This window comes from Nonomuraea sp. NPDC050783, assembly GCF_040802095.1.
GTDB lineage: Bacteria > Actinomycetota > Actinomycetes > Streptosporangiales > Streptosporangiaceae > Nonomuraea.
Map to the genome: position 1 here is coordinate 167171 of NZ_JBFAHK010000005.1, position 17358 is coordinate 184528.

General features: G+C 75.6%; 13 protein-coding genes. 8 read left to right on the forward strand and 5 right to left on the reverse strand.

Annotated elements, in window-relative coordinates; all coding sequences use genetic code 11:
• Position 1 precedes the first annotated feature (1 nt).
• Positions 2-541, reverse strand: coding sequence for an NBR1-Ig-like domain-containing protein (locus AB0H75_RS15410; RefSeq protein ID WP_367796358.1), 540 nt, complete (start codon positions 539-541; stop codon positions 2-4).
• 799 nt (positions 542-1340) lie between these two features.
• Between AB0H75_RS15410 and AB0H75_RS15415 the strand changes: the two genes are divergently transcribed.
• From AB0H75_RS15415 to AB0H75_RS15430, 4 genes are all read left to right on the forward strand, one after another.
• A complete protein-coding gene (locus AB0H75_RS15415; protein ID WP_367796360.1) occupies positions 1341-1913 on the forward strand; it encodes an ArsR/SmtB family transcription factor in 573 nt (190 codons plus the stop codon).
• Positions 1910-3178, forward strand: a complete 1269-nt coding sequence (locus AB0H75_RS15420) for an MFS transporter (RefSeq protein ID WP_367796362.1) — start codon at positions 1910-1912, stop codon at positions 3176-3178. Before AB0H75_RS15415 ends, AB0H75_RS15420 begins: the two co-directional genes overlap by 4 nt.
• A gap of 275 nt (positions 3179-3453) precedes the next feature.
• Positions 3454-4803: a DUF1996 domain-containing protein gene (locus tag AB0H75_RS15425; protein WP_367796364.1), complete on the forward strand. Its 1350-nt coding sequence runs from the start codon at positions 3454-3456 to the stop codon at positions 4801-4803.
• Positions 4804-4852: 49 nt separating this feature from the next.
• Positions 4853-5899 carry a LacI family DNA-binding transcriptional regulator gene (locus tag AB0H75_RS15430; protein WP_367796365.1) on the forward strand — a complete coding sequence of 349 codons (1047 nt, stop codon included), beginning with the start codon at positions 4853-4855 and terminating at the stop codon, positions 5897-5899.
• Here the strand turns inward: AB0H75_RS15430 and AB0H75_RS15435 are convergent.
• On the reverse strand, positions 5859-7415 hold the full coding sequence (locus AB0H75_RS15435) for a flavin-containing monooxygenase (RefSeq protein WP_367796367.1): 1557 nt from the start codon (positions 7413-7415) through the stop codon (positions 5859-5861). The two genes, AB0H75_RS15430 and AB0H75_RS15435, sit on opposite strands and share 41 nt — an antisense overlap.
• Positions 7416-7519: 104 nt before the next feature.
• Between AB0H75_RS15435 and AB0H75_RS15440 the strand changes: the two genes are divergently transcribed.
• Complete coding sequence (locus AB0H75_RS15440; RefSeq protein ID WP_367796369.1) at positions 7520-8746, forward strand: PucR family transcriptional regulator; 1227 nt, start codon at positions 7520-7522, stop codon at positions 8744-8746.
• A gap of 80 nt (positions 8747-8826) precedes the next feature.
• On the opposite strand, the gene AB0H75_RS15445 is transcribed toward AB0H75_RS15440, so the two are convergent.
• Positions 8827-9483 (reverse strand): TetR/AcrR family transcriptional regulator, encoded by a 657-nt coding sequence (locus tag AB0H75_RS15445; protein ID WP_367796371.1) that lies wholly within the window; start codon positions 9481-9483, stop codon positions 8827-8829.
• Between the two features lie 76 nt (positions 9484-9559).
• Here AB0H75_RS15445 and AB0H75_RS15450 point away from each other — a divergent pair, with 76 nt between their 5' ends.
• Together AB0H75_RS15450 and AB0H75_RS15455 are read left to right on the forward strand one after the other, a co-directional pair.
• Positions 9560-12235 carry an MMPL family transporter gene (locus AB0H75_RS15450; RefSeq protein WP_367796373.1) on the forward strand — a complete coding sequence of 892 codons (2676 nt, stop codon included), beginning with the start codon at positions 9560-9562 and terminating at the stop codon, positions 12233-12235.
• Positions 12235-14463: a hypothetical protein gene (locus AB0H75_RS15455; protein WP_367796375.1), complete on the forward strand. Its 2229-nt coding sequence runs from the start codon at positions 12235-12237 to the stop codon at positions 14461-14463. Before AB0H75_RS15450 ends, AB0H75_RS15455 begins: the two co-directional genes overlap by 1 nt.
• 12 nt (positions 14464-14475) lie before the next feature.
• On the opposite strand, the gene AB0H75_RS15460 is transcribed toward AB0H75_RS15455, so the two are convergent.
• Together AB0H75_RS15460 and AB0H75_RS15465 are read right to left on the reverse strand one after the other, a co-directional pair.
• A complete protein-coding gene (locus tag AB0H75_RS15460) occupies positions 14476-15132 on the reverse strand; it encodes a 1,4-alpha-glucan branching protein (protein ID WP_367796377.1) in 657 nt (218 codons plus the stop codon).
• Positions 15133-15214: 82 nt separating this feature from the next.
• Positions 15215-16648 carry an FAD-dependent oxidoreductase gene (locus tag AB0H75_RS15465; RefSeq protein ID WP_367796379.1) on the reverse strand — a complete coding sequence of 478 codons (1434 nt, stop codon included), beginning with the start codon at positions 16646-16648 and terminating at the stop codon, positions 15215-15217.
• A gap of 82 nt (positions 16649-16730) precedes the next feature.
• Here AB0H75_RS15465 and AB0H75_RS15470 point away from each other — a divergent pair, with 82 nt between their 5' ends.
• On the forward strand, positions 16731-17354 hold the full coding sequence (locus AB0H75_RS15470) for a TetR family transcriptional regulator (protein WP_367796381.1): 624 nt from the start codon (positions 16731-16733) through the stop codon (positions 17352-17354).
• Positions 17355-17358: the final 4 nt, after the last annotated feature.

Sequence of the window (17358 nt, forward strand, 5' to 3'; positions counted from 1 at the left end):
ACTAGAGCTGTTCGACGATGATCTGGAAGTTGATCGGCCGGTTGCCGGGGAACACGACCGCTCCCGAGGCGTCCACCATCTTGAAGCGCACGTAGCACAGGCCCGGCTTCCTGGGCGTGGTGACGGTGGTGCGGATGTCGACCGTCTCGCCGGGTGGCGTGTCCTCGATCGGCACCTCGGAGATGGTCTGGCACTGGTCGACCCGCTGCGCGGGATCGAGGCGGCGCAGCGAGTATCCCTTCCACGGCACGGTGCCGGCGTTCTTGAGCCGCCACACCTTGGTCACGGTCGTGCCGGCGGCGACGCGCGTGCAGTCGGAGAGCGTGACATCGGCGACGAACGCGGCCGCGTCGCCCTCGTGCAGCGGCGGGGCCCAGGGCGGGTTGGCCGCGCGCACCGGGCAGTCGGCCGGGGAGAGCGCGGCGGCGGGCGGGCTGCCGGTCGGGCTGCCGGTCGGGTGCGGGCCGGGCCCCTCCGCCGTGGTGCCCCGGTTGACGACGACGGCCACGACGATGGCCGCCGCCCCCACGACGGCAGCCACCGTCGCCACCAGCACGGCCGGATGGGTCAGCGGGTTCTTGTCGCGTTCCGGCGCGGAGGGCGTGGGCGTGGGTGTGGAGGGGGACGAGGGCGGGGACGGCGGAGAAGGCGAGGGCGAGGGCGAGGGCGGGAGAGAGGGCGAGGGCAGGGGTCGGGCGCCGGTCGGGGGCTCGCCGAGCGGGGCCGAGGCCGAGGCGGGGCCGGGTGCAGGCGCGGAGCCGGGTCCGGATGCAGGCACGGGGCCGGGTCCAGGCACGGGTCCGGATGCAGGCACGGGGCCGGGTCCAGGCACGGGTCCGGGTGCAGGCACGGGGCCGGGTGCAGGGGCGGGGGCCGGGGTGTCGCTGGAGGGGCGGTCCGCCGATCTGACCGCCAGGTTCGCGCTCTCCCAGCGCTCGCGGTAGGCGGCCGGGTCGGCGTCGCACGCCTTGACGAACTCGACGGTGGTCTCCCAGCTCGGAAGCCGGTTGCCCTTCGTGGCTTCGTGCAACGTCGTGTGGGAAATCGCCCCTGACCTGCCGGACATCTCCCGGAAAGGCGGGTTACCGACTGAGTTGCGCAATTCCCGCAAGACCGCCGCGAAGCCCTCGATCGCCTCCGCCCGTGCACGCTTGTCGTCGTCCACCGTGCGAAGGTAACAGCACTCGCCGCCCCCTCGCCAATCATCGGTAAATCAGTCGGCATTCTTGAATATCCAGGACGCGGACCGCAATAAGACGTGCCCCAATAGCGGAAATATCGGAAATGGAGACGTACAAGAGTCCTTGCACAACGACTCTTGTACGTCTAGGGTGGCGTTCATGCCTGAGTTGGAACGCGTGATCACGGACTCGCGGGTGCTGGCGGCCATGGCGCACCCCGTCCGCCGCCGCCTGCTCGACCTGCTCAAGGTCGCGGGCCCCGCCACCGCGAGCGTCCTGTCGGAGCACACCGGCGAGGCCGTCGGCAACGTCAGCCACCACCTGCGCGCGCTCGCCGCCGCCGGCCTCATCGAGGAGGCCCCCGAGCTGGCCCGCGACCGCCGCGAGCGCTGGTGGCGCCGCACCACCCGCACCCTCACCTGGTCCTCGGCCGACTTCACCGGCGACGCGGCCGGCGAGGCCATCGCCCAGGCGGCCGAGTCGCTCAACCTCGAACGCCAGACCGGCCACGTACGCCGCTGGGCCGGTCAGCCGCAGGACGTGCAGGCGCAATGGCCGCGCGGGCCGTTCTCGACCGAAGGATGGCTGCGGGTGACCGACGAGGAGCTGGCGCGGTTCGCGGCGGAGCTGATCCAGCTCATCGACCGGTGGGCCGAGCGGGAGATCCCCGACGACGGCCAGGAGCGCGCTACCGTCTTCACCTTCGCCCGCGGCGTCCCGGCCCGCCCGTGACGACCGCCGCGAGGGCCCCGCGTACCGGCCTTCCCGGCAACCGCGACTTCCGCCTGCTGTGGATCGGGCAGAGCGCGAGCAGCCTGGGCAGCGCCGTCACCGGCGTCGCGCTGCCCCTGGTCGCGGTGACCCTGCTGGACGCCTCCGCCCTGCAGGTGAGCCTGCTGACGGCGGCCGCCTGGCTGCCGTGGCTGCTCATCGGCCTGCCGGCGGGCGCCTGGGTGGACCGGCTGCCGCGCCGCCGGGTGATGCTGGCGGCCGACTGGGCCTCCGCGGCCGCCTTCCTCAGCGTCCCGCTGGCGGCGCTCGCGGGCGTGCTGACGGTCGTCCACCTGGTCGCGGCGGCGCTGACCGCCGGTGCCGCCAAGGTGTTCTTCGCCACCGCCTACCGGGCGTACCTGCCGTCCCTGGTGGACGGCCCCGACCTGCTCGCGGCCAACGCCAGGCTGCAGGGCAGCGAGCAGGTGGCCAACCTGGCGGGCCCCGGCCTGGCCGGCCTGATCGCCCAGCTCTTCTCGGCGCTCGGCGGGCTGCTCGTGGACGCCGCCTCCTTCGTCCTGTCGGCGCTCTGCCTGACCCGGGTCGAGCACCGTGAGAGCCCGGCCGGGCGCCCGCGCCGGCGGCTGCCCGCCGAGATCCGCGAGGGCGCGCGGCTCGTCGCCGGCGACCGGCTGCTGCGCGGCAACACTCTGTACGGCTGCGCCGCCAACCTGGCGCTGACCGGCTACCAGTCGCTGCTGGTGGTGTTCCTGGTGGACGAGGCCGGCTTCGACCCGGGCGTGACCGGCCTGCTCGTGGCCGCCTCCAGCCTCGGCGGCATCGCCGGCGCGGCCGCCGCCCGGCCGCTGGCGGCCCGGCTGGGCAGTGCCAGGGCGGTGCTGGTGGCCAAGGCCGGGCTCGCCCCGCTCGGGCTGCTGATCCCGCTGGCCGGTCACGGGGTGGGGGCGGTGTTGTTCGTGGCCGGCAGCGTGGCGATCGTCGGCGGCGTCGTGGCGGGCAACGTGGTCTTCTCCGGCTTCCTGCAGACGTACGTGCCCGGCGAACTGATGGGCCGGGTGACCACCAGCATCCAGGTGGTCAACTACGGTGCGATCCCGCTGGGCGCGCTGGTGGCGGGGGCGCTGGCGGAGCTGTTCGGCGTGCGGGCGGCGCTGTGGGTCATGCTGGCCGGCTTCGCGCTGAGCGGGTCGATCCTGCTGGCCGTGCTCGGCCGGCTGCGCGACCTGCCCGCCCGGCCGCCGGGGGCGTCACCGTCGGCGGGGTAGGCGCCGTGGCCGACGGGGCGTCGCCGTCGGCGGGGTAGGCGCCGTGGCCGGTCCCCGGCACGGCGTGCGCGCGGCTCTCCGGGCGCGGGTGCCGCCGCGATTGGAGAGCGCTCTCCAATCCAGGAGGGTCCTCCTGACGGCCCGGCCCGTCAAGACCCAACCCGCCGACAGCCACATATTCCCTGACCAACGGCCTCACTCTTGACAGCCGGCCGAGTCGGGACCACCGTGGGAGAGCGCTCTCCGTCCTCGCTCCCCCCATCGAAGGAGAGGCCATGAACCCGTCACGAGGCCCGGCCGGGCCACCGCTGTGGGCGGTCGTCACCGCCCTGGCCGCGATGGTCGCGGCCGTGCTGACCGCCGTCGCCCCGGCCGCCGCGGCCGACGCCCTGCTCTCCCAGGGGCGGCCCGCGACCGCCTCCTCCACCGAGGGCGGCGGGTACGCCCCGGGAGCCGCCTTCGACGGCAGCCGTACCACCCGCTGGTCCAGCGCCGCCGCGGACCCGCAGTGGCTCCAGGTGGACCTCGGCGCCGCCGCCACCGTCTCCCGGGTCGTCCTCGACTGGGAGAACGCCTACGCCCGGGCGTTCCGGATCCAGACCTCCGCCGACGGCACGAGCTGGACCGACGTCTACGCCACCACCACCGGCACCGGCGGCACCCAGACCCTCGCCGTCTCCGGCACCGGCCGCTACGTCCGCCTGTACGCCACCGCCCGCGCCACCGGCTACGGCTACTCGCTGTGGGAGCTCCAAGTCTACGGCAGCGGCGGCGGCACGGACACCCCGAGGCCGAGGCCGACCTTCACCGACCAGGTGACGCACCACGAGTTCCAGGCCAACTGCTCGGTGACGGCCAACCGGCCCGACGACCCCATCGTCTACCCGGGCCTGCCCGGCGCCTCCCACATGCACTCCTTCATCGGCAACCGGACCACCGACGCGCACAGCACGTCCTCGTCGCTGCTGGCCGGCGGCACCTCGTGCACCAACCCGCACGACCGCTCGGCCTACTGGTTCCCGAGCTTCTACAAGGGCGACCAGCTCGTCCAGCCGACCGGCAACCAGGTCGTCTACTACAAGTCCGGCATCCTGGAGTACTGGCGGGTGCAGCCCTTCCCGCAGGGCCTGCGCTTCGTCGTCGGCAGCCCGAGCGCGACCCTGGAGCAGTTCCGCGACTCCCCCGGCGCCGTCGAGGGCTTCGAGTGCGGGGACATCTCCCACAGCTGGGACATCCCGGCCTCGTGCCCGGCGGGCACCCAGGTGAACGTCCGCTACCAGGCGCCGAGCTGCTGGGACGGCGTCCGCCTCGACAGCCCCGACCACAAGGCCCACATGGCCTACCCCACGGGCGGCTACTGCCCGGCCGACCACCCGGTGGCGGTGCCGATGCTGGAGTTCAAGATCGCCTTCCCCGCCGACGGGAACCTGTCCCAGGCCCGGCTGTCCAGCGGTCGCGGTTACAGCTGGCACTACGACTTCTTCAACGCCTGGGACAACCCCGCCATCCTCGACGCCCTGGTGACCCACTGCATCAACGGCGGCCTGCAGTGCGACCCGCGCGGCTACGACCAGTACAAGCCGCACCGCGGCGCCGCGCTCACCCCGGACTTCGAGCTGCCCTGATCCCGTCCCACCCGGGAGAGCGCTCTCCAGTTTGTGCTATAAAGGCGCAATGAGGCGCGACGTCCCGCCGTCGTCCCCCACCCTGGAGGACGTGGCCCGAGCGGCGGGGGTCTCCCGCGCCACCGTCTCCCGGGTGGTCAACGGCATCCGCAACGTCGACTCCGCGCTCCAGGAGTCGGTCAGGCGGGCCATCGCCGACACCGGCTACGTCCCCAACCGCGCGGCGCGCTCGCTCGTCACGCGCCGCGCGGGCAGCGTCGCCCTGGTCGTCTCCGGCGCGGGCGAGGAGGGCGCGGAGCACGCCTTCCCCGGCCGGGTCCTCACCGACCCGTTCTTCGGCCGCGTCATCGGCGGCGTCGCCGGCTTCCTCCGCCCGCGCGGCGTCCATCCGGTGCTGATGTTCGCCGAGACCGCCAGGGCCCGCGCCGAGGTGCTGGCCTTCCTGCGGCAGGGGGAGGCCGACGGGGCCGTCCTGGTCTCCACCCACGCCGAGGACCCGCTGCCGGAGCTGCTCGCCGAGGCGGGGCTGCCGGCCGCGCTCTTCGCCCGGCCCGCCCGGCCGGTGCCGATCAGCTACGTGGACGTCGATCATCGGGCCGGGGCGAAGCTGGCCGCCGACCACCTCCTCGCCCGGGGCCGCCGCCGGATCGGGACGATCTCCGGCCCGCTGGACGTGCCGGCCGCCCGCGCCCGCCTCGCCGGCTTCCGCGACGCGATGGCCGCGCACGGGCACCCCTACGTGCCCTGCGCGGAGGGCGGCTTCACCTACCACAGCGGCGAGGCGGCGATGGAGCGGCTGCTGGCCGAGCACCCCGGGCTCGACGGGGTCTTCGTCGCCAACGACCTGATGGCGCAGGGCGCCCTGCCGGTGCTGCGGCACCACGGGCGCGCGGTGCCGCGGGACGTCGGCGTGGTCGGCTTCGACGACAGCAGCGCGGCGACCGCCTGCCGTCCCGCGCTCACGACCGTGCGTCACCCCGTCGAGGACATGGCCGCCGAGCTGGCCCGGCTGCTGCTGGAGCACGTCGAGCGGCCCGGGCGCCGGCCCACCTCGGTCATCTTCGAGCCGGCCCTGGTCGTCCGCGACTCGTCCTGAGCGGGGGGCGCGCGCCGGACCGGGGCGCCGGGAGGAAGCGCAGCTCGGGGTCGGCCACGCTGTCGGCGCGCAGCAGCTTGACGTCGTCCCGGTAGCTCATCGAGGTCAGCCACGGCATCCGGTTCCCCTGCCGGGGCAGGGAGTCCACGGCGCGCCGGATGTAGCCGGCGCCGAAGTCGAGGAACGGCCGGGTCGGCATGCCGGGGTCGGCCGGCTCGGGGCGGCAGGCGGCGTGCCCGTGGGCGTCCATGTACGCCAGCAACCGGCAGAAGTGCTCGCAGAGCAGGCCGATCTTCAGCGTCCAGGACGAGTTGGTGTAGCCGATCGCGTAGGCGAAGTTCGGCACGCCGGACAACATCATGCCCTTGTAGGCGATGGTGCCGGGCAGGTGCACCTCCCGGCCGTCCACGGTGAGGGCCAGGCCGCCGAGGGCCCGCACGTTCAGCCCGGTGGCGGTGACGATCACGTCCGCCTCCAGCTCGCGGCCGGACTCCAGCAGGACGCCCCGCTCGGTGAAGCCGGCGGTCCTGCCGGTGACCACCGAGGCCCGGCCGGCGCGGATGGCGCGGAACAGGTCGCCGTCGGGGACGGCGCACAGCCGCTGGTCCCACGGGTCGTACGGCGGGTTGAAGTGCTCGTCCACGGGATAGCCGGCCGGGAGCTGCCGGATGTTGGCCCGCCGGATCAGCCGCCGCGCCGCCTTCGGGTACTTCTGGCAGAAGCTCCAGACCAGGCGCTGCTGGGCGATGTTCTTGCGCCGGGTCAGCGCGTAGCCGCGCTCGGGGCCGAGGTACTTCTTCAGCGCGTTGGCGATCGGGTCCTTCCTCGGCACCGGCATGACGTACGTGGGCGTGCGCTGCACCATCGTCACGTGGGCGGCGCTCCGCGCCAGGGCCGGCACCAGCGTGACCGCGGTGGCGCCGCTGCCGATCACCACCACGCGCCTGCCGGTGCAGTCCAGGTCCTCCGGCCAGAACTGCGGGTGCACGATCGGCCGGGCGAACCGCTCGCGGCCCGGGAAGGGCGGGGTGAACCCCTCGTCGTAGCGGTAGTAGCCGCCGGCGCAGAAGATCCAGCCGGCGGTCAGCCGGAACCGCTCGCCGGTGTCGGTGCGCTCGACCTCGACGGCCCACCGCGCCCGCTCGCTGGACCAGGACGCGCCGAGCACCTTGTGGCGGTAGCGGATGTGCGGGTCCAGGCCGTTCTCCGTGACCGTCTCGCGCAGGTAGGCGAGGATCCTGGGCGCGTCGGCGATGGCCTGCTCGTCCCGCCACGGCTTGAACGCGTAGCCGAAGGTGTGCAGGTCGGAGTCCGAGCGCACGCCCGGGTAGCGGAACAGGTCCCACGTGCCGCCGGACGCCTCCCGGGCCTCCAGGACCGCGAAGCTCTTCGCCGGCAGCTCCACCTTGAGGTAGCGGGCGGCGCCGATCCCGGAGATCCCGGCACCCACGATGAGGACGTCCAGGTGCTCGGGAGCGGACGGGTCGGGGACGGGCGGGTCGGAGGCAACGGACATGAGCGCGGCTCCATGCGGTTCGGTCGGCCCTTTCCATCCTGTGACGCGGGCGACACCGTACCCAAGCACGAACCGCACCGGATTCGGGGCGTTAGTGTGGCGATATGCACCACGGGTCATGGCGGGCGCCCTCGCCTCGGGTGCGCGAGCTGATCCGCCGGGGCGCCGAGATCGCGCTCAACCCGCCCGCCGAGTGGCTGGCGGAGCTGGACGCGGCCACCCTGACCGGCGCGGCCAGGCGGCAGATCGCCGCCGACCCGGTGCTGGCCGCGGGCACCCGCCGGATCAACCGCTCCAACCTGCTGTTCTGGGCCGCCGCCAACGTCCGCGCGCCGGGCGCGCCGGTCCCGGCCAACGACGCCGAGGCGGCGCTGACCGCCGCGCGCGACATCATCAGGCGCGGCCTGGACGAGTCCGCCCTGGACGCCTACCGGGCCGGCGAGAGCACCGCCATCCGCCTGTGGACGCAGCTCGCCTGCTCGCTCACCAGCGACCCGGACGAGCTGCGCGAGCTGCTGGACGTCTCCCTGCGCTCCATCTCCGCCTTCGTGGACGACACCGTGAGCACGATCGCCGCCCGCATGCGCGCCGAGCGGGACGAGCTCACCCACGGCAGCCACGCCGAGCGCAGGGAGACCGTCACCCTGCTGCTGGAGGGCGCGCCGATCACCCGGCAGCGCGCCGAGAGCCGGCTGGGCTACGCGCTGCGCCCCGCGCACACCGCCGCGATCGTCTGGACCGACGACCCCGGCATCGACCTGCGCCGGCTCGACCGCGCCGCCGACGCGCTGGCGGAGGCCGCCGGCCAGGCGCGCCCGCTGAGCGTCCTGGCCAGCGCCGCCACCCGGTGGGTGTGGGTCCACGGCTCCCCCGGCCTCGACCGGGTGCGCGCCGCGCTCGACCTGCTGCCCGCGGTGCGGATCGCGCTCGGCTCCACCGCGCCGGGCCTCGACGGCTTCCGCCGCAGCCACCTCGACGCCCTCACCACCCAGCAGATGCTGGCCCGGCTCACCTCGCCCTCCCGGCTGGCCTCCCACGACGAGGTCGAGCTGGTGGCGCTGCTCACCGCCGATCCCGAGCGCGCCGACCGGTTCGTCAGGCGCACGCTCGGCGACCTGGAGAGCGCGCCGCCCGAGGTCGTCGAGGCGCTGCGGGTCTTCGTCGCCGAGCGGTGCAACGCCACCCGGGCCGCCGCGAGGCTGTTCACCCACCGCAACACGCTGCTGCGCCGGCTCGCCCGCGCCGAGGGGCTGCTGCCGCGGCCGCTCGCCCGGCACACGGCCGAGGTCGGGGCCGCGCTGGAGGTGCTGCGCTGGCGCGGCACCCCCTGACCGTCCCGGCCCCGTTCCCCGGCCGCCCGGCCCCCGCGCCCTGGATGCCCGGCCCCCGTTACGGGACCGCCCGGTCCCCGCTACGCGGACGTGAGCGAGGTCACCGTCTCCCGGGCCCGTGCCGGGTCCACGCCCGCCGCGATCAGGACCGCGGTCGCCGCGCCCGGCCCGGTGTCCTGCCACCGGCCGGCGTTGACGCTCTGCAGCAGCGCCAGCAGCAGCCCGCCGATCCCGGAGGCGAGGACCTCGACCGGCAGGTGGTCGCCGAAGACGCCCGCGGCCCGGCCGCGCCGCAGGATCTCGACGGCGTTGCGCAGGGCCGGCTCCGTCAGGTCCTCGAACCAGCCGTCGCCGAAGCTCTTGTGCCCGAGCGCGATGAGCGTGCGGTAGCGGTCGCCGACCCGCCACAGCTCCAGCGTGTGCCGGGCCAGCGCCTGCTCGGGCGGGTCGGCCGGCCCGGCGGCGGCCTCCAGCGCGCCGCGCAGCGCGCCCGCCGCCTCGTCGGCGATGGCCTCCAGCAGCGCGGTGCGGCCGGGGAAGTGCGCGTACAGCGTGCGGCGGACCACTCCGGCGGCGCGGGCGATCTCGTCGATCGTCGCCTCGGGGTTGGCGCTCAGCTCGCGCCGGGCCACGGCCAGGATGCGGGCCCGGTTGGCGCGGGCGTGGCTGCGCCGCGGCGGCGCGGCGGCGCCGGGAGGAGGGCTCTCCTCCGGCTCTGCGGCGGCGTCTCGGGTCACGGCTGCACCCTATCCGCGCCGCCACAGGACCGGCGAAACTTGCACATTGGTGTGCAAGTAATTAGCCTGCCAGTCCGTGTCGTCCTTCTTGTACCGACTTGGCCGCTGGGCCGCCCGTGCCCGGGTGCTCGTCCTGGGCGCGTGGGTGCTCGCGCTCGCCCTGGCGGCGGGCGCGACGGGCCTGCTCCAGCAGGGCACCGATGACGCCTTCACCATCCCCGGCTCCCAGTCGCAGGACGCCCTCGACCACCTCTCGCACGTCTTCCCCGAGGTGAGCGGCGCGTCGGCGCGCCTGGTGCTCGTGGCGCCCGAAGGCACCCGCGCCGACGCCCCCGCCGTCCGGAGCGCCGTGGCCAGGGCCGCCCGCGAGCTGGAACGGGTCGACCAGGTCGCCGTCGTGACCAGCCCCTTCGCCGAGAACGTCAGGAACGCCGTCTCCGCCGACGGCCGGGCGGCCATCATCGCCGTCCCGCTCGACGCCCCCCGGGCCGCCGTCACCGACCGGACCAGGGAACGGCTCCAGGAGATCGGCACCGGGCTGGAGCGGGAGACCGGCGCGAAGGTGTACGTCGGCGGCGACGCCTTCTCCGATGCCGTGCCCGCGCTCAGCCCCACCGAGGGCGTCGGCCTCGTCATCGCCTTCCTGGTGCTCCTGCTCGTCTTCCGCTCGCTGGTGGCGGCGGTGATGCCGCTGGGCACGGCGGTGTTCGGGGTGGGGGTCGCGGTGGCGCTGATCTTCATGGCCACGGTGTTCACGCCGGTCTCCTCGACCGCGCCCATGCTGGCGGTCATGCTCGGGCTGGCCGTGGGCATCGACTACGCGTTGTTCATCCTCAGCCGGCACCGCGACCAGCTCGGCGAGGGGCTGGAGGTCGAGGAGTCGATCGCCCGCGCCACCGCCACCGCCGGGTCGGCCGTCGTCTTCGCCGGGCTCACCGTCGTCATCGCGCTGCTCGGGCTGTCGGTGGCGGGCATCCCGTTCCTCACCACGATGGGGGTCGCGGCGGCGTTCGCGGTGTGCGTGGCGGTGGCCGTCGCCGTGACGGCCACGCCCGCGCTGCTGGCCGTCGCCGGCGAGCGGCTGCGCCCCGGGCCCCGCCGCCCCCGCCGCCCGGGCCGGAGGCAGCCGGTGCCGCTGAGCCGCCGCTGGGTCCGCCTGGCCACCAGGCGCCCGCTCGTGACCGTCGCCGCCGTCGTGGCCGCGCTCGGCCTGTGCACGCTCCCCGCCGCCGACCTGCGGCTCGCGCTGCCCGACAGCGGCACCGAGGAACGCGGCACCCCCGCCCGCGACACCTACGACGCCATCGCCGCCCACTTCGGCCCCGGCTACAACGCGCCCCTGATCGTCTCCGTGGACGTGCTCGACACCACCGATCCTGTCGGCGTCACCAGGAAGATCGCCGAGGAGGTCGAGCGCATGGACGGCGTGGCCGCCGTCCCGGTCGCCACCCCCAACCGCAAGGGCGACACCGCCATCATCCAGGTCGTCCCCGGCTCGGCCGGTGACTCGCCCGGCACGCAGGCGCTCGTGCAGCGGCTGCGCGAGCGGGCGGCGCACTTCCACGACGCCTACGGCGTCACCACCGCCGTCACCGGCTTCACCGCCGTCGGCATCGACGTGTCGGCGCAGCTCGCCGGGGCGCTGGTGCCGTTCGGGCTGGTCGTCGTGGGGCTGTCGCTGGTGCTGCTGGCCATGGTGTTCCGGTCGGTCGCGGTGCCGGTCAAGGCGGCGCTGGGATACCTGCTGTCGGTGGGGGCGGCGTTCGGGGCCACGTCGTTCGTGTTCCAGCAGGGGCACCTGGCGGGCGCGTTCGGGCTCCAGCACACCGGCAGCGTCATCAGCTTCCTGCCCATCATCCTCATGGGCGTGCTGTTCGGGCTGGCCATGGACTACGAGGTGTTCCTGCTGTCGCGGATGCGGGAGGACTACGTCCACTACCGCGACCCGCACCGGGCGATCGAGTCGGGGTTCGTGTCGGCCTCGACGGTCGTGGTGGCGGCGGCGGTCATCATGTTCGCGGTGTTCGCCGCGTTCGTGCCCGAGGGCAGCGCCACCATCAAGCCCATCGCGTTCAGCCTGGCCGTCGGGGTGTTCGTGGACGCCTTCGTGGTACGCATGACGCTGGTGCCGGCCGTGCTGGCGCTGCTCGGGCACCGCGCGTGGTGGCTGCCGGGGTGGCTGGAGCGCAGGCTGCCGGTCTTCGACGCCGAGGGCGAGGGGCTGACCCGCGAGCTGCGCCTGGCCTCCTGGCCCGGCTCCCCCGAGGTGGTCAGCGCCGAGGGCCTGACGGTACGCGACGACCGCGGCGCGCCCGTCTTCTCCGGGGTCGCCGTCCACCTGCCCGCCGGGCACGGGCTCCTGGTCCACGGGCCGGGGGCCGCCGCCCTCCTGCACACGCTGGCCGGCCGGGTGGCCAGGATCGAGGGCGACCTCAAGGTGGCCGGGCACGTCGTCCCCCAGCACGCCCGCGCCGCCCGGCGGGCCGCCGCGCTGATCCCCTGCGGGAGCGTGCGGGACCCCGCCGGGGAGGCCGCCGCCGCGCTGGCGGACGGCGCCCGGCTCGTCGTGCTGGAGGACCTCGACGCCGTGGTCCGCGCCGATCGGCGCGCCGCGCTCGGGCACCTGCTCGCCACCGGGCTCGGGCCGGCCGCCGTCGTCGCCTCCTGCCACGACCCTGGCCTCGTCCGGGACCTGCTCCCCCCGCGCACCACCGACCTGTCCCTCGACCGCACCTCCGCCGGAGTCCGCTGATGCCCGCCTCGCTCCCCCGCGCCCCGCACCGCGCGTTTCCCGGCACGCCCCGGACCTGGCTCGGGCTGGTCCTCGTGCCCGTCCTCGTCGCCGGGCTGCTCACCTGGGCGTTCTGGTCGCCGCTGACCAGCCACGGCGTCGCCGGGGCGGCCGTGGTCAACCTGGACGAGCCGGTCAAGGCCGGCGGGCGGACCGTTCCGCTGGGCCGCCGGCTCGCCGACGAGCTCGTCCACGGGGACGACAAGCGTTACCAGTGGACCCTGACCGACGAGCGGGACGCCCGCGAGGGGCTGCGGGACGGGACGTACGCGGCGGTCGTCACCGTGCCGCGCGCGTTCTCCGCCCGCGCCACCTCCGCCGCCACCGGCGAGCCGCTGGCGGCCACCCAGGCCACGCTGCGGGTCGAGACCTCGCCCAGCGCGGGCCTGGCCGACCCCCGCGCCGGGCGGGACGTGGCCGACGCCGCCGTCAAGGCGCTCAACACGCAGGTCGTCCGCACCTACCTGGACAACGTGTACGTCGGCTTCGCCACCCTGCACGAGCAGATGGGCGAGGCCGCAGACGGCGCGGACCGGCTCGCGGACGGCACCGGCGACCTGGCCGACGGCACCGGGCAGCTCGCCACCGGGGCCCGTACCCTCGCCACCGGCCTCGGCGACCTGCGTACCGGCGGCGCCGAGCTGGCCAGGGGCACCGGCCAGGCCGCCCAGGGCACGGCCCGGCTCGCCACCGCCGCCGGGCAGCTCTCCACCGGGGCCGGGCGGCTCGCCGCCGGGACCGGGAAGCTGGCCGGCGGCTCCGCCGAGCTGTCCGCCGGCCTGGCGAAGGCCGCGCGCGACACCCGCCGGCTCCCCGCGGCCACGCGCCGGCTCGCCGACGGGGCCCGCCAGGTCGCCGACGGCAACCGGCGGCTCGCCGACACCGCCGCCCCCGTCGCCGACCGGATCATCGCGGCCATCGACGACGTCCCCTCCGCCGCCTCCGCCACCGCCGACCTGAACCGGCTCGCCGCCCAGTGCGAGGCGCGGGCGGGCGACGGGAGCGACGGCTTCTGCGCCGGGCTCTCGCGGGCGGCCGGCCGGCTGTCCTCGATCGCCGGTGACATCGACGGCATGAAGGCCCGCGCCAGGAGCGGCGCCACCGAGATCAAGCAGTCGCTCGGCGCCCTCGCCTCCGGCGCCGAGCAGGTCGCCGACGGCACCGCGCAGCTCGCCGGCCGGTCGAGGACCCTCACCGCCGGCATCGCCTCGGCCGCCACCGGCGCCAGGCGGCTCGACAAGGGCGTCAAGGCCGCCGACGCGGGCGCCCGCGAGCTCGCGACCGGCGCGGGCGCGCTCGCCAAGGGGGCCACGTCGCTGGCGTCCGGCGCGTCCCGGCTCGACGCCGGCGCCCGGCGGCTGGCCACCGGGACGGCGCGGGCGGTGGAGGGCGCCACCGGCCTGGCCGGCGGCGCGGCCCGGCTGCGCGGCGGCGCGTCCCGGGCCGAGGACGGCGCCACCGCCCTCGCCCGGGGCCTCACCGACGGCCTGGACCAGGTGCCCGACTACACCGAGACCGAGCGCAGGCACCTGTCCGAGGTCGCCGCCGCGCCCGTGGCCGCCCCGTCCGCCGCGGGGGACGACCTGGGCGGGCCGGTCGCGGCCACGTTCTTCCTGGTGTTCGCGTTGTGGGCGGGCGCGCTGGCGACCTACCTGGTGATCCGGGCGGTCCCGCCGTTCGTGCTGACCTCGCGCCTGCCCACCCGGCGGCTGGCCGTCCAGGCGGTCGCCCCGGGGGCGACGGTCGCGCTGGTCACCGGGGCGCTGCTCGGGCTGGGCCTGGGCCCCTTCCTCGACCTCGGGCTCGGCGGGCGGCTGGCGCTGCTCGGGGTGACGCTGCTGGCCGCGCTCGCCTTCACCCTGCTGTGCCAGGGCCTGGCGGCGTCGCTCGGCCGGGCCGGTCACCTGCTCGCGGTGGCCGTGCTCGTGCTCACCCTGGCCACCGGCACGCTGTCGTCGATCCCCGCACCGCTGGCCGCGCTGGAGCCGCTGCTGCCCACCCACGGCGCGGTGGCCGCGCTGCGGGCGGTGGTGACGGGGGCGGACACCGGCCTGGCCGCCGGGCTGGCGCACCTGGTGGTGTGGCTGCTGGCCGGCCTGGCCGCGACGGTGTTCGCCACCGAGCGGCGGCGCACGCTCAGCCCCCGGCGGCTCCGGCTCGACGGCCACGACCTGCGGCCGGTCGCCTGAGCGCGCCGGTTCTCAGGAGCCGGCGCGCAGGACCGCGAACAACCCCCGCGCCTCGGTGCCGTCCGGCGACCGCCAGGGGCCGGCGACGTGGCCCGCCGCCCCCGCCGGCGCCCCCTCCGCCGCGCCGTCCGCCGCGGGTCGCAGAACCCGGTGCAGGCGCAGGGCCGTGCCGTCCGGGGCACGCAGCTCGGTGCCCTCGTGGTCGTCGGTGACGGTGAAGCCGGTGGGGACGGGGCCGCCGCCGGTGTAGGAGCGGGTGACCTCCCGGGCGGGGGTGTCGCTGGCGTTCTGGTCCTGGGCCTCGGCCCGGCCCTCGATCAGGGCGGCGAGCTGGGCGGCCAGCACCGGGTCGTGGCAGCCGTCGTACGCCCAGCGCCGCCCCAGCACCCCGTGCTCCATCGTGCCGACGAGGGCGTGCGCGGCCCCGTCGAGCGGAGCGCCGCGGTAGGTGAGCGGCGTCAGGTAGCTGACCGGCTCGGGGCCGGAGGAGTCGGTGACCACCATGAACTCGATCCCGACCTCGCCTTCGGGGTCGTCCAGCCGGAAGCCGCCGGCCTTGGCCAGCTCCGGCTCGCCCGCGCCGCCGCGGTACCAGGGCCGGGAGGGCAACCAGGAGGCCAGCAGCTCCAGCTTGGACGGCTTGAGCACGGTGTGGTGGATGACGGCCATGCCGGGGTTCTCTTCCGTCGAGCGAGTACGACCTCCGCATCTTCCCATCCGCCCGCCGCCCGCCGCCCGGCACCCGGCACCCCTACGCCAGGAGCGACCGGCACGGATCGTCGAGGAGGGCCTTCAGGTCGAGGGCCTTCGGGTCGGCGTCGGCCGCCCAGGCCGCGTAGCCGTCGGGGCGGACCAGGACCGCGCCGGGCAGGCCGTCCACCGGCCGGGCGCGGGTGGCGCCGAGGCCGGGCGGCAGGATGCCGGCCAGGTCGAGCAGGACGGGCCTGCCGGCCAGGAACAGCGCGGGATCGACGCCGGCGACCCGGTGCCCGGCCAGCGGATGGTGCTCGCCGGGCAGGTCGTAGGAGTGCGCCAGCCCCGACATCAGGCCGGCCAGGTGCCTGTTGGCCTCGGGCAGGCGCATCAGGTCGGTGAAGACCTCGCGCAGCTCGACGACGTCCGGGGCGGGCCGGGGGTCGGCGAAGACGCGCTGCGCCTGGGTGATGTGCAGGACCCAGGCCCCGGCGGGGTGCCGCTCGGCGTGGTAGGTGTCCAGGAGCTCCGCCGGGGCGCGGCCGCGCAGCACCGCGGCCAGCTTCCAGCCCAGGTTGAAGGCGTCCTGCACGCCCAGGTTCAGCCCCTGCCCGCCGAAGGGCGGGTGGATGTGCGCGGCGTCGCCGGCGAAGAACACCTGGCCGGCCCGGTAGCTCTCGACCTGCCGGGTGGCGTCGCCGAAGCGCGAGGCGTTGTCCACGGCGGACAGCACGGTCCGCTCGCCGTAGACGGCGCGCAGCAGCTCGGCGATCTCCTCGAACGTGACCGGCCGCTCCCTGTCCTGCTCCTCCTCGCCCGCCGCGCCGCCGGTGAAGCGGTAGCGGTCGCCGCCGACGGGCACCAGCATCACCCAGCGGTCGCCGACGTGGCGGGTGAGCGTGCTGATGTGCCCGATGGCCGCCGGCACGAGGTCGGAGACCGACGACAGCCGGATGTCGGCCAGGATCGCCGTGTACGTCCCCGCCCTGCCGGGGAACGGCACGCCGAGCAGCTTCCTGACGGTGCTGTGGCCGCCGTCGCAGGCGACCAGGTGGCGGGCCTCGATCCGGCGCCCCCCGGCGGTCACGAGCACGCCGCCGTCCCGCTGCTCCACCGCCGTCACCGGGGCCTGGCGCAGCACCGTGGCCCCCAGCTCCGTGGCGCGCTCCTCCAGCACCTCCTCGATCTCCCACTGCGGGATCGACATCGGGTAGGGGTGGGCGGTGTCCCAGGCCGTGCAGTCGAGCGGCACCGGCAGCATCGCGAAGTGCCCGCCCGCGGGCTCGCGCGAGAGCGCCCTGGCCCGCATCGGCTCCAGCAGGCCGCGCAGTTCGAGCAGCTCCTGCGTACGCGGCTGGATGGTGCCGCCCTTGGTCTGCTCGACCCGGCGCGGCAGGCTCTCCGCCACCAGGACGTCCACCCCGGCCAGGGCCAGCTCGCAGGCCAGCGTCAGCCCGGTGGGCCCGGCGCCGGCCACGATCACCTCGGTCATCGTCGCCTCCAGAACTAGACCGAGTGCAAATATATACCGCGGGCAAGAAAAGCCCGAGTGCAGGTCTTGATAACGTGACGGCATGACGGGGCTGCGGGAGCGCAAACGAGCACGGACCCACGCCGCCATCTCGGAGGCGGCCATCGCGCTCTTCCTGGCGCGCGGGTTCGACGAGGTGTCGGTGGCGGAGGTGGCCGAGGCCGCCGAGGTGTCCAAGCGCACCCTGTTCGCGTACTTCCCGGCCAAGGAGGACCTGGTCGTCCACCGCTTCGCCGACCACGAGACCGAGGCCGCCCGCGTGGTGCGCGCCCGCCCGCCGGGCACGCGCCCGCTGGTGGCCCTGCGCGACCACTTCCTCGACGGCCTGCGCAGGCGCGACCCGATCACCGGCCTCAACGACGTCCCGGCGATCCTCGCGCTGGTCCGGATGGTCCTGGAGACCCCGGCGCTGCGCACGAGGATGATCCGTTTCCAGGAGGGCGCCGAGCGCGCGCTCGCCGAGGCGCTCCAGGACACCGCCGGCGTCCCCGCCCTGACCGCGCGGCTGGCCGCCGTCCAGGTGGTGGGCGTCCAATGGCTGCTGGCGGCCGACAACTCCGTGGCGCTGACCGGCGGCCGGTCCGCCGACGCCCGCTACCCCGAGGCGGTCGCCGCCGCCGAGCACGCCTTCGCGCTGCTGGCCGGGGGCCTGGCCGAGCGACTGTGAGCGG

What these genes read in the sequence shown, in the direction of transcription:
- AB0H75_RS15470 (WP_367796381.1), top strand. Translation starts at nt 16,731, where the DNA reads ATGACGGGGCTGCGGGAGCGCAAACGAGCACGGACCCACGCCGCCATC.
- AB0H75_RS15435 (WP_367796367.1), bottom strand. Translation starts at nt 7,415, where the DNA reads ATGTCCGTTGCCTCCGACCCGCCCGTCCCCGACCCGTCCGCTCCCGAG.
- AB0H75_RS15430 (WP_367796365.1), top strand. Translation starts at nt 4,853, where the DNA reads ATGAGGCGCGACGTCCCGCCGTCGTCCCCCACCCTGGAGGACGTGGCC.
- AB0H75_RS15455 (WP_367796375.1), top strand. Translation starts at nt 12,235, where the DNA reads ATGCCCGCCTCGCTCCCCCGCGCCCCGCACCGCGCGTTTCCCGGCACG.
- AB0H75_RS15465 (WP_367796379.1), bottom strand. Translation starts at nt 16,648, where the DNA reads ATGACCGAGGTGATCGTGGCCGGCGCCGGGCCCACCGGGCTGACGCTG.
- AB0H75_RS15460 (WP_367796377.1), bottom strand. Translation starts at nt 15,132, where the DNA reads ATGGCCGTCATCCACCACACCGTGCTCAAGCCGTCCAAGCTGGAGCTG.
- AB0H75_RS15425 (WP_367796364.1), top strand. Translation starts at nt 3,454, where the DNA reads ATGAACCCGTCACGAGGCCCGGCCGGGCCACCGCTGTGGGCGGTCGTC.
- AB0H75_RS15415 (WP_367796360.1), top strand. Translation starts at nt 1,341, where the DNA reads ATGCCTGAGTTGGAACGCGTGATCACGGACTCGCGGGTGCTGGCGGCC.
- AB0H75_RS15440 (WP_367796369.1), top strand. Translation starts at nt 7,520, where the DNA reads ATGCACCACGGGTCATGGCGGGCGCCCTCGCCTCGGGTGCGCGAGCTG.